Origin of the sequence: Thioalkalivibrio sp. ALE31 (assembly GCF_000377405.1) — a bacterium.
Lineage (GTDB): Bacteria > Pseudomonadota > Gammaproteobacteria > Ectothiorhodospirales > Ectothiorhodospiraceae > Thioalkalivibrio.
Genome location: NZ_KB905020.1, coordinates 534307 through 548570, shown reverse-complemented (window position 1 = coordinate 548570; position 14264 = coordinate 534307). Strand labels below are relative to the sequence as shown.

The 14264-nt window shown below is 68.8% G+C and carries 11 protein-coding genes; 7 read left to right on the top strand and 4 right to left on the bottom strand.

What is annotated here, in order from left to right; genetic code table 11:
- Positions 1 to 344 precede the first annotated feature (344 nt).
- From cysZ to queF, 4 genes are all read right to left on the bottom strand, one after another.
- Complete coding sequence (cysZ, locus tag D103_RS0102520) at positions 345 to 1085, bottom strand: sulfate transporter CysZ (RefSeq protein WP_018875711.1); 741 nt, start codon at positions 1083 to 1085, stop codon at positions 345 to 347.
- A 7-nt stretch (positions 1086 to 1092) separates the two neighbouring features.
- Positions 1093 to 1302, bottom strand: coding sequence for a DUF3185 family protein (locus tag D103_RS0102515; RefSeq protein ID WP_018875710.1), 210 nt, complete (start codon positions 1300 to 1302; stop codon positions 1093 to 1095).
- Positions 1303 to 1477: 175 nt separating this feature from the next.
- On the bottom strand, positions 1478 to 2773 hold the full coding sequence (locus tag D103_RS0102510; RefSeq protein WP_018875709.1) for an FGGY-family carbohydrate kinase: 1296 nt from the start codon (positions 2771 to 2773) through the stop codon (positions 1478 to 1480).
- Positions 2774 to 2784: 11 nt separating this feature from the next.
- Positions 2785 to 3207, bottom strand: coding sequence for a preQ(1) synthase (gene queF / locus D103_RS0102505; protein WP_018866798.1), 423 nt, complete (start codon positions 3205 to 3207; stop codon positions 2785 to 2787).
- Between the two features lie 173 nt (positions 3208 to 3380).
- On the opposite strand from queF, the gene smc reads away from it, so the two are divergent.
- The 7 genes from smc (at position 3381) to D103_RS0102465 (ending at position 14049) form a co-directional block, all read left to right on the top strand.
- A complete protein-coding gene (gene smc, locus D103_RS0102500) occupies positions 3381 to 6875 on the top strand; it encodes a chromosome segregation protein SMC (protein ID WP_018875708.1) in 3495 nt (1164 codons plus the stop codon).
- 128 nt (positions 6876 to 7003) lie between these two features.
- Entirely contained in the window at positions 7004 to 8218 is a 1215-nt protein-coding gene (locus tag D103_RS0102495; protein WP_018875707.1) for a cell division protein ZipA C-terminal FtsZ-binding domain-containing protein, read from the top strand.
- Complete coding sequence (gene ligA, locus D103_RS0102490; RefSeq protein ID WP_018875706.1) at positions 8215 to 10299, top strand: NAD-dependent DNA ligase LigA; 2085 nt, start codon at positions 8215 to 8217, stop codon at positions 10297 to 10299. The genes D103_RS0102495 and ligA overlap by 4 nt, the downstream gene beginning before the upstream one ends.
- Positions 10300 to 10569: 270 nt before the next feature.
- Positions 10570 to 10956: a nucleotidyltransferase family protein gene (locus tag D103_RS0102485; RefSeq protein ID WP_018875705.1), complete on the top strand. Its 387-nt coding sequence runs from the start codon at positions 10570 to 10572 to the stop codon at positions 10954 to 10956.
- A 108-nt stretch (positions 10957 to 11064) separates the two neighbouring features.
- The gene (locus D103_RS13650; RefSeq protein WP_231366575.1) at positions 11065 to 11214 is read left to right on the top strand and encodes a DUF86 domain-containing protein; all 150 of its coding nucleotides are present in this window, start codon (positions 11065 to 11067) and stop codon (positions 11212 to 11214) included.
- Positions 11215 to 11368: 154 nt separating this feature from the next.
- Complete coding sequence (locus tag D103_RS0102470; RefSeq protein ID WP_026280242.1) at positions 11369 to 11824, top strand: transposase; 456 nt, start codon at positions 11369 to 11371, stop codon at positions 11822 to 11824.
- 323 nt (positions 11825 to 12147) lie between these two features.
- Positions 12148 to 14049, top strand: a complete 1902-nt coding sequence (locus D103_RS0102465) for a nucleoside-diphosphate sugar epimerase/dehydratase (protein WP_018875701.1) — start codon at positions 12148 to 12150, stop codon at positions 14047 to 14049.
- Positions 14050 to 14264 lie beyond the last annotated feature (215 nt).

Sequence of the window (14264 nt, the reverse complement as noted above, 5' to 3'; positions counted from 1 at the left end):
GCCTCTCACGAGGTCAAGGGCGTTTGGCACCACGAAGCGCACGAAGGCACGAAGGCGGTCAACGGCGGAAGGGCCTTTTCACCACAGAGCACACAGAGGCCACGGAGAAATTCAAGAGCGATTTACAGGAAGGTTTGAAGGTTGGAAGGGATGATGGGCTGGAGGGCCTGGGGCTCGCAGGGTTTCGGTGAGTCGCTTTGCCCCGGAAGGTCTGCATCCGAGATCGATGATTCCGGAGGAATGGACCCGGCCATCGTTATTCATTCCAGCGTCCTTCCCTACTTCCTGTAACCCGGCTTTTGCAGTTCTCTGTGCCCTCCGCGCTCTCTGTGGTGAAAAATGCCTTAGGCGTTGCCCCGGGGGTCGGGCAGGCGCACGCGCAGGTGGGTTGCGCCGATTACGGCGGCCGGGACCAGCAGCAGGTTCACCACCGGCACCATCGCCAGCAGCGTGGTGCCGGCCCCGAAGCTGAGCGTCTCCAGCCGGTGGGCGCGCAGGGTCTGGCGGACCGCCGCAAACTCCAGGCCGTCGTTCGCCAGCGGGGCTTCCATGAATTCGACGGCCAGGACCCAGCTGCCGAACAGGAACCACGCCAGTCCGGCCAGCAGGTTCAGCCCGGGGATCACCGTGATCACCAGGACCGGGATGAACAGCAGGGCGTAGTACCCGGTCTTGCGCAGCGCGGTGATACTCGCGTGACCCATCTCGCCGAGAAACGAGCGCGCCGGCTGGCGCGGTTCGTGGCCCAGGCCGCGGGCGGTACGGTAGGCCAGCGGGCCGGAGAACGGGCTGGCGATGATCGCGGCCAGGGCTACTGCCGATACCGCAAAGGCCACCAGCAGCGCCAGGGCGAACAACGGCCATAGCAGCCAGGCCAGCCAGTCCCAGCCACTCGGGAGCCACGCGGCCAGCAGCGCCTCGAAGCCAAGTGCGGCCGCCGCCGCAAGCCCGATCACCACCACGATGTTGATGATCAGGGGCCCGATCACCAGGCCCCGCAGGCCCGGCTCGAATACGCGCGAAAGCCCGCGAAAGGGTGCCAGGAACGCGAACAGCGGGGTCAGGCGGAGCGAACGGGCCGGCACGGTGGACTCAGCGGCGCACCCCGAAGATCGCCAGCACCAGCCCAACGACGGACATCACGCCGCCCGCGATCAGGTACCAGCGCGTCTCGTCCGTGTAGCGCCCCATGAATTCTTGGTGCAGCTCCTCGCCCAGGCTTTCGGTCGCGTTATAGCCCATCACCAGCAGGATGATGCCGCCCACCAGCAGGGCAATCCCGAGAACTCGCGTCCAGTGCATGTCGTATCCCTTTGTTGTGGTGTTCCCTTCGGAATGTAGCATCGATCACCACCATTAGGCCCTGCCCCCGGATTTCCTGTAGGAGGCCAGCCCTCTGGCCGATGGGATGCTGGTGATGCCCCCCATCGGCCAGAGGGCTGGCCTCCTACATGGGTCTTGTCGGCACAGGAGACGGTCAGTCCGTGAAGCCGGGCTCCAGACCCACGCCGATGCGCGCGAGGCGGGCGGCTCCGCGCGCCGCGTCGTCATCCGTGGCCGGGGTGACCGGGCATTCGAGGATGCGGCTGCGGATGCGGGTCCATACGGGGTTCCGGGCGCCGCCGCCGAGGGAGACCACGCGTTCCACGCGCGGGGCGCCCAGTTCGGTCAGACGGCGGTAGCCGTCGCGCTCGATGCGGGCGATCCCCTCGAACAGTCCCTGCAAGAAGCGCGCGTCGTCATCGGGGCGGGGGGCGAGACGCGGCTCCAGATCGGGATCGTTGACCGGGAAGCGCTCGCCGGGTCGGGGCAGGGGCCGGTAGTCCAGCCCGCTGTCGTTCTCCGGGTCGATGGTGTCGCTAAGTCGCTCCAGCGCCGCGTCGTCGAAGTACTGGCGCAGTACGGCGCCGCCGCTGTTGGAGGCGCCGCCGACCAGCCAGCGTCCCAGCAAGCGGTGGCTGTAGATGCCCAGTTCCGGGGCGTAGATCGGCTCCGGCGCCAACTGCTTGAGCACCAGCGTAGAGCCCAGGCTGGTGACCCCGGTGGTGTCATCGGCGACACCGGAGGCGAGAAATCCGGCGATGCTGTCGGTGGTGCCGGCCACCACCCGGCAGGCCGGGTTCAGGTGCAGTGCCTCCGCCATCTGTGGGTCCAGGGGGCCCAGCACGGTGCCGGCGGGGACCACCTCCGGCAGCAGGGCGGCGTCGGTCCCGAGGGTCTCCTGCAGCCAGTTCGGCCATCCCCCCCACAGGGCGTCGTAGCCCAGTTTCAGGGCGTTGTTTTCGTCCATGTGGTCGAAGCGCCCGCGCAGGCGCCCGGCGATCCAGTCGGCCTGATGCAGGACGCGGCGCACGCCCGAGAGCCCCTCGTGGCGACGCAACCACAGCAGCTTCGCGGCCGAGGAACTGGGGCTGTGCACGGCGGAAGCGGCCGGGGCCACCCCGGCCAGCACGGGCAGCATGTCGGTGGCCCGGGCATCGTTGTACATCAATGCCGGGTGGGTCGGGCGTCCATCGGCGTCCAGGCGCAGCAGGGTGGCCGAGGTCCCGTCCACCGCGATTGCCGCCGGCTCGCCGTCCAGATGCGTAGCGGCCTCGCGCAGGAGCTCGCGTACATGGGACCACCAAAGGGCCGGGTTCTGCTCCGCGCGCTGCTCATCGCCACCGACCGAGGCCGGCAGCGCCCGCTGCGCGGCATGGATGCGCTCGCCCGCCGGGTCCAGCAGCACGAGCCGGATCCCGGAGGTGCCGAGGTCGATGCCGATGGCGTGCATCGCGCGCGAGCTCAGCCGTTCATGTCGAGCGGGCTGCGCGTGGGCGAGGGCAGTTGCACCGGCTCCGGCGGGGTCCAGCCGGGCTTGCGGTGTTCCGCCACCACGGTGGTATAGACGCCACCGCGCACGTTGAAGTACGAGGTCAGGCGCATGTAGCGCGGGTCGGTCGCCGCCACCAGATCGGCCAGGATGCGGTTGGTCACGGCCTCGTGGAAGGCCCCCTCATCCCGGTAGGACCACATGTAGTTCTTCAGCGACTTCAGCTCCACACATTTCTTGTCCGCCACATACTGGATGTGCAGCTCGGCGAAGTCCGGTTGTCCGGTCGCGGGGCACAGGCAGGTGAATTCCGGTACGCGGATATAGATCGCGAAGTCGTTCTCCGGCGCCGGATTGTCGAAGGTCTCCAGGGTCTTGCTCGGCTGGCTGGGCATCTACGTCTCTCGTCGTTGAATGGGTGGCCCCTGCGTGTGACAGCCCCCTGTGGGAGCCTGCTAGCAGGCTCCTACAGCGGGACAGGTGCCAGGTGCTCGGGGGCGGGTCACTCTGAGGGTGTAAGCGTGTACCATTCTAACCCCGAGTTCCCTGACCGCGGATAGCGCCGAACGTGCGACTCGCCCGAATCAAGCTGGCCGGCTTCAAGTCGTTCGTGGACCCGACCACCCTCGTCCTGCCCGGTAATCGGGTGGGCGTGGTCGGGCCGAACGGCTGTGGCAAGTCCAACACCATCGACGCCGTGCGCTGGGTGATGGGCGAGTCCTCGGCCAAGCACCTGCGCGGGGACTCCAGCGAGGACGTGATCTTCAACGGCTCCTCCAGCCGCAAGCCGGTGGGGCAGGCCTCCATCGAGCTCGTCTTCGACAACTCCGACGGCCGCCTGGGCGGCGAGTACAGCGGCTATGGCGAGATCGCCGTCAAACGCGCGCTGACCCGCGACGGCCAGTCCAAGTACTTCCTCAACGGCCAGCGTGCGCGCAAGCGCGACGTGGTAGACCTGTTCCTCGGCACGGGCCTGGGGCCGCGCAGCTACGCCATCATCGAGCAGGGCATGATCGCGCGCCTGATCGAGGCGCGGCCGGAGGAGCTGCGCGTGTACCTGGAGGAGGCGGCCGGCATCTCCAAATACAAGGAGCGCCGGCGCGAGACCGAGAACCGCGTACGCCACACCCGCGAGAACCTCGAGCGCCTGGACGACGTGCGCGACGAGGTGGCCAAGCAGGCCGAGCGCCTGAATCGCCAGGCCGCCACCGCCGAGCGCTACCAGGCCCTGGCGGCCGAACGCCGGCAAAAGCGCGCCGAGGCCATCCTCCTGCGCCTGCAGGCGCAGGAACGCGAGATGGAGGCCAGCCGCACCCGGCTCAACGATGCCGAGACCGCACTGGCCCAGGCCCAGGCCGAGGCTCAGAAGGCGCAGACCGGCACCGAACAGGCGCGCCAGGAGCGCCTCGAGCTGGAGGCCGCCACCACCCAGGCGCAGAGTGCCTACTACGATCGCGCCGCCGAGGTCTCGCGGCTGGAGCAGTCCATTCGCCATGCCGAGGACGAACTAGCGCGCGAACAGGCCGAGCTGCGCCAGCTGGACAGCCGCATCGAGGCCGCCGCCGGCGAGCATCAGGCGGTGGAGGCGCGCATCGCGCAGGCCGAGCAGGAGAGCGCGCAACGCCAGGCGGCTACCGCCAGCGCCGAGGCCGAGCGCGAGCGTCTGGAGGCGGCCGCGGAAGAGGCCGAGACCGAATACCAGGCCGCGCGCGAGGCCCTCACCGAATGGGAACGCTCGCTGGCGGAGCCGCGCCAGAACGCGCAGCTCGCGCGTTCGCGCATGGACAACGCCGAGCACCTGCTCAAGCGCGTCGCCCAGCGCGGCGAGCGCCTCGAGGCGGAGCGTTCGGCCCTGCCGCAGACCCACCCGGGTACCGAGGCGGACCGCCTGGATACGGAACTGGCCGGCCTGCGCGAGCGGCTGCAGGCCCTGCAGGGCGATCGCGAACAGCAGCAGAACGCGCTGGCCGAACTGGAACAGGCTCAGCGCGAGGAGCAGGACCGCCTGCACGCCACCGAACGCGAGGCGCGCGAGGTCGCCGGGCGTCTGGCAGGCCTCGAGCACTTCGCCGGCGAGGACGACCCGCAGGAGACCCGCGCCCGGCGCGACGCCTGGGCGCGCGAACACGGGCTGGATCTGTCGCGGCCGCTGGTGCGGCAGCTGGAGGTCGCCGAGGGCTGGGACACCGCCGTGGAGATGGTCCTGGGGGCCTGGCTGGAGGCCGCCGTGACCGACACGGCCGAGGCCGCGCCGGATCTGCCCGACGCCATGCTGCGCCTGGTCGATAGCGACGTGCCGCAGGGCGCGCAGGCGCCGGCCGGCAGCCTGGCCGCTCGCGTGCAGGGCTCGCCGGTAGTCACCGCCTGGCTCGCCACGGTGCAGTGCGCGGACGATCTCGCAACCGCCCGCGCCCGGGTGGCGACGCTGGGTCCGGGCGAGAGCGTGATCACCCCGGATGGCACCTGGCTGGGCCCGGGCTGGGTCGCGCATCGCACGCTGGAGGGCGGGGCCAGCGGCGCGGTCGCGCGGGTGCGTCTGGCGCGCGAGCTGCAGGAGCGTCAGGAGGAGCTCGCGACAGATATGAACCGCCTGCAGGCCGCGCTGGAAGAGCGCAACGAGACCCTCGCGGCCACCCGCGCCCGGCGCGAGGCGCTGGACGGCCAGATCCGCGAGCAGCAGGCCCAGATCGACGACCGCGAGCGCCGCGTCCAGCGCCTGCGTGACCAGGCTCGGCAGCTCGAGCAGCAGCAGGAACGCATCGACCGCGAGGCCGGCGAGCTGGACGAGGAGGCCGCGCGTGCCCGCGAGCAGTTCGCGACCGCGGAAGCCGAGCGCAACGAGGCGCTGGCGCGCATCGAGACCCTGGAGGCCGACCGCGCGGCGCTGGAGGCACGCGTCGAGGCGGCCCGTGCCGCACAGGCCGAGGCCCGGGATGCGCTGCGCGCGGCGCGCGACGCGTCGAACCAGGCGCGCATGGCCGAACAGGAGGCGCGCCACCGCCTGGAGCGCGAACACAACGAGCGCGAACGCCTGGAGCGCCAGCGCGAAGACGATGCCCAGCGCCGCGAGCGCCTCGCACAGGGGCTGCACGAGCGCCAGGATCCGCTGGAGCAGTGGCGCGCGGATCTGCAGACCGCCGCGGAGCAGCGCCAGGAGGCCGAGGCACGCCTGACCCGGGCGCGCGCCGACCTGGAGGCCTGCGACGCGCGGCTGCGCGAACTGGCCGGTGCCAGCACCGAGCTCGGCAATCGCGTGGAGGCGCAGCGCTCGACCTGCGAGGAGCTGCGCCTGGACCTGCGCGAGCGCTCGGTGCAGATCGAACAACTGAAGACCCAGTTTCAGGAATCCGGCTTTGCCGCCGAGGCCCTTGCGCCCGAGCTACCGGAGGACGCCACTGTCCCGGCCTGGGAGCAGGCGATTGGCGAACTGGACCGCAAGATCGAAAAGCTGGGGCCAATCAACCTCGCGGCCATCGACGAGGCGCGCAGCCTGGAGGAGCGCTCGCGCTACCTGGAAGAACAGCACGCCGACCTGATCGAGGCACTGGAGACCCTGGAGGCGGCGATGCACCGCATCGACCGCGAGACGCGCGCGCTGTTCAAGCAGACCTTCGACCAGGTGAATGCCGGGCTGGGGCACAAGTTCCAGCGCCTGTTCGGGGGTGGCGAGGCGCGCCTGGAGATGACCGGGGACGACTTGCTGGATACCGGCGTCACCATCATGGCGCGCCCGCCCGGCAAGCGGCTGTCCACCATCCATCTGATGTCCGGAGGTGAGAAGGCGCTCACGGCTTCGGCATTGGTGTTCGCGATTTTCGAGCTGAATCCGGCGCCATTCTGCATGCTGGACGAGGTGGACGCCCCGCTGGACGAGGCCAACGTCGGTCGGTTCTGTGATCTGCTGCGCGAGATGTCGGAGCAGATCCAGTTCATCTTCATCACGCACAACAAGGCGACCATGGCCATGGCCGAGCAGCTGATTGGCGTTACCATGCACGAGCCGGGCGTGTCGCGGCTGGTCAGCGTGGATATCGACGAGGCCGTGGAGCTGGCGGAGGCCTGAGCCAAGCCCCCCGTCATTGCGAGGCTCCAAATCTCCAGGGGATGGCACAACGGGTTCCATCGGACCCCCGGCGCCCGGAAAAACCGCGGCAAAATCACTGCAATCAAACGAGGTACTGCGTGGATTGGATGCGCATCAGTCTGGTCATACTGGGGATTGTCCTGATCGCGGGGATCTGGCTTGGCCATCGCCTGCGCACGCGCGCGGCAGCGCGCGACGAGGAGGACGATGCCGCGGACTGGGGCGACGAGGCCGTGCATATCCGCGCCAGTGAGCAGCCGGGGCAGAAGCGCTGGTTCGAGCCGGCCGAGCCTGGCAGCGTTTCCGAGCCGGAGGCGGGCTGGGGGGATCCGCTGGATACCGGCAGCGTTCGCACCGGCGGGGCGCGCGAGCCCGCATTCGAGGAGCCGCACCTCCCCGGTGCGAATCGCGAGCAGCGCCACGAGCCTCATCTGGGCGTAACCGCCAACGACGACGAACCGGACCTGGAGCCCGACTACGGACGCCGGGGCGACCGCGCCCAGGATATCTACGGGGTGCTGGACAGCGACGAGGAGCCCACGCCGCCCCCGCCGCACGGTGCCTTCGAGCCGTCGCCGGAGGACCGCCCGTTGCACACCCGGCGCAAGGGCCGCGCGAGCGCGCCGGTGGAGCGTGTGCGGGCGGCGCTCGGCGGCATGGGCGCCCGCCTGCGCGCCGGCATGGAGCGTGTGCGGCCGGAACGGCTCAAGCCCGCACGCGCCGACGACACCCTGGGCGAGCACCTGCACCCGGACCACGAGGTGGACCCGGACCTGATCGAGAAGCCGGCACCGGATATGGAGACCCTGGGCGAGTATGTCTCCGAGCCGCGCGTGGTCGGGCGCAATCCGAAGGCCGAGCGCCGCGCGACCGACGAGAAGATCCTGCTGCTGCACGTGGTGGCCCCGCGCAACAAGCCGTTCACCGGCGTGGCCCTGGGCGCGGCCATGCAGCGCGCCGGCATGACCCCCGGCGAGATGGACATCTACCACTTCCAGGAACCGGAGACGGACAACCGTGTGCCGCTGTTCTCCGCCGCCAATATGGTGCCGCCGGGCACCCTGCGCGAGGAGGACCTGGCGGACATGATGACACCCGGCGTCACGCTGTTCACCCAGGTGCATCGCAGTGCCGAGCCGCAGCGGGCCTTCGAGGCGCTGCTGGAGCATGCCCACGTGCTGGCGCGCGACCTGGGCGGCAGCATCCTGGACGCGCAGCAGTCCACCGCGACGAACCAGACCCTGGCCTACATGCGCGAGGACCTGAACGACTGGTTGCGCCGCCATCGCCCGGACGTGCTGCGCCGGCGCAGCACGCGATGAGCCCGTCGGGTACGCCGGCCGGGCAGAATTCGGCGGCTGCCGCGGCGCGCGTGGACGCGCTGCGCCGGCAGATCGAGCACCACAACTACCGCTACTACGTACTCGACGATCCCGAAGTCTCGGACGCCGAGTTCGACACGCTGATGCGCGAACTCGAGCAGCTCGAGGCGGAGCACCCCGATCTCGTCACCCCCGACTCGCCTACCCAGCGCGTCGGGGCCGCGCCGGCCGAGGGCTTCGCCACGGTGCGGCACCGTCTGCCGATGCTGTCGCTGGCCAATGGCTTCGAGGCGGAAGAGATCCGCGACTTCGACCGCCGCGTGCGCGAACGCCTGGCGAAGCAGACCGGCGATCCGGCACGCAGCGAGGCCGCCGTCACCTATATGGCCGAGCCCAAGCTGGACGGGCTCGCCATCAGCCTGATCTACGAGAATGGGCGTCTGGTCCAGGCCGCCACCCGCGGAGACGGCGAGACCGGCGAGGACGTGACCGCCAACGTGCGCACCGTGCGTCCGATCCCGCTGCACCTGGGCGACCGCTTCACCGACGACGCCCCGCAGGTGCTGGAGGTGCGCGGCGAGGTGTTCATGCGCCGCGCCGACTTCGAACGCCTGAACGCCGGCCTGGAGGCCGACGGCCAGCGCGGATTCATGAACCCGCGCAACGCCGCCGCCGGCAGCCTGCGCCAGCTGGACCCGCAGGTGACCGCGCGCCGGCCGCTCAGCTTTTTCGCCTACTCCGTGGGATTCGTCGAGGGCGGGACCCTGCCGGACACCCAGTCCAGCACGCTGGACTGGCTGCGGGAGCTCGGCTTCCCGGCCTGCCCGGAGCGGGAGGTGCTGGAGGGTGTGGAGGCCTGTCTCGACTACTACGAACGGCTCGCCGCTCGGCGCGCGGGGCTGGACTACGAGATTGACGGCATCGTGTACAAGGTGGATGCCCTGGCCGACCAGCAGGCGCTGGGCTTCGTCTCGCGCGCGCCGCGCTGGGCCATCGCCCACAAGTTCCCGGCGGAGGAACGCACCACCACGCTGCGCAATGTCGAGTTCCGCGTGGGTCGCACCGGCGCGCTGACGCCGGTGGCGCGCCTGGAGCCGGTGCTGGTGGGCGGCGTGATGGTCAGTAACGCCACCCTGCACAACATGGACGAGATCGCGCGCAAGGATGTGCGTATCGGCGACCGCGTGATCGTGCGCCGCGCCGGCGACGTGATCCCCGAGGTGGTCGGCCGCGCCGGCGGCGAACGGCCGGCGGACACACGCGCGATCGAGATGCCGGCAACCTGCCCGGAGTGCGACTCGCACATCGAACGCCCGGAGGGCGAGGCCGTGGCCCGCTGCACCGGCGGGCTGGTCTGCCCCGCACAGCGGCGCGAGGCGCTGAAGCACTTCGTCTCGCGCCGGGCGATGGACATCGAGGGCTTCGGCGAAAAGATCATCGAGCAACTTGCCGACGGCGGCATCGTGCAAAGCCCGGCGGATCTGTTCGCGCTGGATGCCGAGCGCTTGGAGGCGCTGGAGCGGGTAGGGCCCAAGCTCGCGGCCAACCTCGTCAACGCCCTGGAACAGGCGCGCGAGACGACGCTTGCGCGGTTCATCTTCGCCCTCGGCATCCGCGAGGTGGGCGAGGTCACCGCCCGCAACCTGGCCACGTACTACGGCAATCTCGACGCACTGATGCAGGCCGATGCCGAGGCCCTGCAGGAGGTCCCGGACGTCGGCCCCATCGTCGCCGAGCACATCGCCAACTTCTTCGCCGAGCCGCACAACCGCGACGTGATCCAGGCCCTGCGCGACGCCGGCGTCCACTGGCCCGATCCGCCCCGGCCACAAACGGTAGAGTCGGGCGACTCGGCCCCGCTGGCCGGCAACACCTACGTCCTCACCGGCAGCTTCGACACCATGACCCGCGACGAAGCCAAGGCCGCCCTCGAGGCCCGCGGCGCCAAGGTCACCGGCTCCGTCTCCAAAAAGACCACCGCCGTCATCGCCGGCGCCGACCCCGGCTCCAAGGTCACCAAGGCCGAATCCCTCGACATCCCCATCCTCGGCCCCGCCGACCTCGCCCAGCTCCTCGCTTGATGAGCCCACCTGTAGGATTGGGCTGGAGGAAGTAGTCTGGTCGGAGTGGATTTGTGGGGGTTGTTTTGTGGGAGCGGCCTTGGCCGCGAAGCCCCTGCCAAAGTCGGACCCGGGCAGGAGCTTCGCGGCCAAGGCCGCTCCCACGGGATAGATGCCACAGATCTGGTCTGAAAAAACTGCCCCCACAAGGCTCATCACGGCAACGCCGAGGATAAGCGACCGCGCCTTTGCTACTCTGACGATACGACTTAGCCTCGAATCGTGATTCCCATGCTTCAGCCGGAACGGATCAGCCGCATCAATGAACTCGCCGCCCGGCACCACTGGCGACTGGTGATCCTGTTCGGGTCCGTAGCCCGGGAAGGGCACGGGCGGGATGTGGATCTGGCCGTCGAACCGCAGGCGATGCCGGACCTGATGACGCAGGGACGGTGGCAACGGGAACTGGAAGAAATCTTCGAGACCGACCCGGTCGATCTTCTGCTCCTTTCGGATCGTGTGTCGCCCGTCACCCGCTTCGAGGTGTTCCGCGATGGCGAATGTCTGTTCGAGGAGCGTGAAGGGCGATTCCATGCGGAGCAGGACCGTGCGTTTTTCCTGCACGCGGATTCCGTCCTGTTCCAGCGCCACATGACAGAGGATTCGGATGCCGCCTGATACTTCCGAGGTGATGCAGCGCAAGTTGTCGATGTTGCGCCGCGATGGCTATCGCCTCGCCGCGACGTTTTCGAGACGCTTCGCGATCATCTTGATCTCGAGGAGACACTGGCCGAGCAGTTGATGGACGCCTGCGCGATGCGCAACGTCCTTACACACCCGTACGACACGATCGATCTGGAGCGGGTCATCGGCGCTGTCACGCCAGCCCTTCAGGTGTACACCCAGTTCGCTCATTGGGCTGAACAACGCACCTAGCTCGAACTCTGGCGAGACGGTTTGTTTGGTGGGTGTGCACCGTGGGAGCGGCCTTGGCCGCGAAGCCCCTGCCAAAGTCGGACCCGGGCAGGGGCTTCGCGGGCAAGCCCGCTCCCACAGAACTATGGAGTGGTAACAATCTCGGGAGGCTCGGATGCCACGGAAGGCACGATCCCACCGGTTGCGGCGTGGGCGGGTCAGCGAGCACGGAAGGATTTACCTGGTCACGGCGGTATGTGCCGATCGGCATGCCTGGTTTCGCGCGCTCGATCACGGTCGCTGCGTGGTTCAGGCGTTGCGTGAGGTGGAAGGGACGGCGACTACACTCTGCTTCGTGGTCATGCCCGACCATGTCCATTGGCTGATGCAACTTGACGATGGGGAATTGTCCCGCACCGTACAGAAGGTGAAGAGTTCCACGACTCGTCGAATCGGGCAGTTGAGTGGACGACCTTGCCGGGTTTGGCAGCCGGGTTTCCACGATCGCGCCTTGCGGCGGGAAGAGGACCTGCAGGCCGTCGCGCGTTACGTGGTGGCCAATCCTCTACGGGCTGGGCTGGTGAGTAATCTGGGCCAATATCCGCTGTGGGATGCGATCTGGTTGGAGTGAGGGGCTGAATCGACTTCGGCAGGGGCTTCGCGGCCAAGGCCGCTCCCACAGCGGGGCCCTGGGTTCTGTCAACTGTGGGAGCGGCCTTGGCCGCGAAGCTCCTGCCCGAGGTAGGTTTCCCAGCGTGGGCGAGGGCATTCGCCTGCGAGCAGGCTCCTGCAGGGGTGTCTGGGGATGGGTGTATTTTTATCAGGGGCTGCTTATGCTTCGCGGGCCGTGACGGATCGCGGTGGCCCTCGGGTTGTGCGCTTGATGTACTGTATCCGGGTGGTTTTGGTGGACATCGGAGTCGGGCGGCCAATGCGTAAAGGGTGTTGCAGCTCATGCTGAGCCGGAGCCTGGAAAGGCTGCTCAATCTGCCGCGCTCGCGGAAGCGCTGGCTCATGGTGCTGGCGGATGTCGTGATGCTGCCGCTGGCGCTGTGGTCCGGCTTCGCCATCCGCCTGGCGGAGCCGTTCCCGCCGATCATGCTGGAGACCTGGTGGCTGTTCCCGCTGGTGGTGCTGGTGGGCATCCCGGTATTCGCAAAATTGGGCCTTTACCGGGCCGTGATCCGCTTTATGGGGTCGCGGACGATCTGGGCGGTGGGAGCCGGCGTTGCCGTGCTCGCGCTCGTGCTGTGGGCTGCGGCGGCGATCGGTCGTATAGACAGCTTCCCGCGCTCGGTGCCGATCAACTTCGCGATCGTGGCCTTCCTATACGTCGGGGGCAGCCGGTTCCTGGTGCGCACCTGGTATCGCTCCATCGTCGAGGCGTCGGCGGGTGCCGAGCCGGTGATCGTGTTCGGGGCCGGCGAGGCCGGTGTGCAGTTGCTGTCCGGGCTCAAGGCCGGAGGCCGCTTCCGAGTGGTCGCGTTCGTGGACGAGGACCGCAGCCTGCAGGGCAGCTCGATCGACGGAATTCCGGTTCACAAGCCGGCCCAGCTCGCGCGTCTGATCGATCGCTTTCGGGTTGGGCGCGTGCTGCTGGCCATCCCCTCCGCGACGCGCCAGGAGCGCCGCCGCATCCTCGAGCAGCTGGAACCGCTGCCGGTGTACGTGCAGACCGTGCCGTCGATGGAGGCAGTGGTCTCCGGACACGCGAGCCTCGAGCAGCTGGAGGACGTCGACATCGGCGATCTGCTGGGCCGGGATCCGGTTCCGCCGGACCCGGAGCTGCTCACCCGCAGTGTGCGCGGCCGGGTGGTGATGGTGACCGGGGCGGGTGGCTCCATCGGGTCGGAGCTTTGCCGGCGCATTATCCGCCTCGAGCCGGCCGCGCTGATCCTGTTCGAGCGCAACGAGTTCGCGCTCTACAGCATCGAGCGCGAGATGCAGGAGGTTGCGGCACAGCAGGAGCAGTACCCGGCGATCCACGCCGTCCTGGGATCAGTCGCCAATGCGCGGCGCGTGGCCGCGGTGCTGGAAGAACACGGCGTGCAGACGCTCTATCACGCGGCGGCCTACAAGCACGTGCCGATCGTCGAGTCCAACCTGATCGAGGGCGTGCGCAACAACGTCTTTGGCACCGCCGTTCTGGCGGAAGCCGCGCTGAACGCGGGTGTGGAACGCTTCATCCTGATCTCCACCGACAAGGCCGTGCGTCCCACCAACGTGATGGGAGCCACCAAGCGTCTGGCCGAGATGGTCCTGCAGGATCGGGCCCGCGAGCGGCGCGGCACGATCTTCAGCATGGTGCGTTTCGGCAACGTGCTCGGGTCCTCCGGCTCCGTGGTGCCGCTGTTCCACCAGCAGATCCGTGACGGCGGGCCGGTCACGGTGACCCACCCGGAGATCACGCGCTACTTCATGTCCATCCCCGAGGCGGCCGAGCTGGTCATCCAGGCCGGTGCCATGGCGGAAGGTGGCGAGGTCTATGTGCTGGACATGGGCGAGCCGGTCAGGATCATCGACCTCGCCCGGCGCATGATCCGCCTGCACGGACGCCAGGTGAAGGAAGACGGCATGCCCGAGGACGGGGTCGAGATCGTCTTCACCGGCCTGCGCCCGGGCGAGAAGCTCTACGAGGAGTTGCTGATCGGCGACAACGTCGAGCCCACCGCGCATGCCCGGATCATGCGCGCCCGCGAGGACTGCGTCGCGCCACAGGATCTGCAGGCGGCCCTGAGCCAGCTGGACCAGGCCGAGCGCGAGATGGATACCGAGCGCGCCTGCCACACGATCCGCGCAGTGGTGCACGAATACGCCCCAGCCGACCACCCGCCGCAAGAACGGTTCGCGGGGTAAGCAGATCGTTAGCCTTTCGTGCCTCCGATCGCATCATTGTTCATCGCGCCTCAGTATCCTCGGGCCCTGAATAATCGCGTGCGGTGGTTCAGCCCCCCTGTAGGAGCCTGATCGCAGGCGAAGCCCCTGCCAAAGCCGGACCCTGGCAGGGGCTTCGCCGCCAAGGCGGCTCCTACGGGTTCGAGGCAACCGCAAACGCAGACACAAAGATCCAG

Bases quoted from the DNA above. Each gene is read 5' to 3' on its own strand.
- D103_RS0102515 (WP_018875710.1), bottom strand. From the start codon at position 1,302: ATGCACTGGACGCGAGTTCTCGGGATTGCCCTGCTGGTGGGCGGCATC.
- D103_RS0102510 (WP_018875709.1), bottom strand. From the start codon at position 2,773: ATGCACGCCATCGGCATCGACCTCGGCACCTCCGGGATCCGGCTCGTG.
- queF (WP_018866798.1), bottom strand. From the start codon at position 3,207: ATGCCCAGCCAGCCGAGCAAGACCCTGGAGACCTTCGACAATCCGGCG.
- D103_RS0102495 (WP_018875707.1), top strand. From the start codon at position 7,004: ATGCGCATCAGTCTGGTCATACTGGGGATTGTCCTGATCGCGGGGATC.
- ligA (WP_018875706.1), top strand. From the start codon at position 8,215: ATGAGCCCGTCGGGTACGCCGGCCGGGCAGAATTCGGCGGCTGCCGCG.
- D103_RS0102485 (WP_018875705.1), top strand. From the start codon at position 10,570: ATGCTTCAGCCGGAACGGATCAGCCGCATCAATGAACTCGCCGCCCGG.
- D103_RS0102470 (WP_026280242.1), top strand. From the start codon at position 11,369: ATGCCACGGAAGGCACGATCCCACCGGTTGCGGCGTGGGCGGGTCAGC.
- D103_RS0102465 (WP_018875701.1), top strand. From the start codon at position 12,148: ATGCTGAGCCGGAGCCTGGAAAGGCTGCTCAATCTGCCGCGCTCGCGG.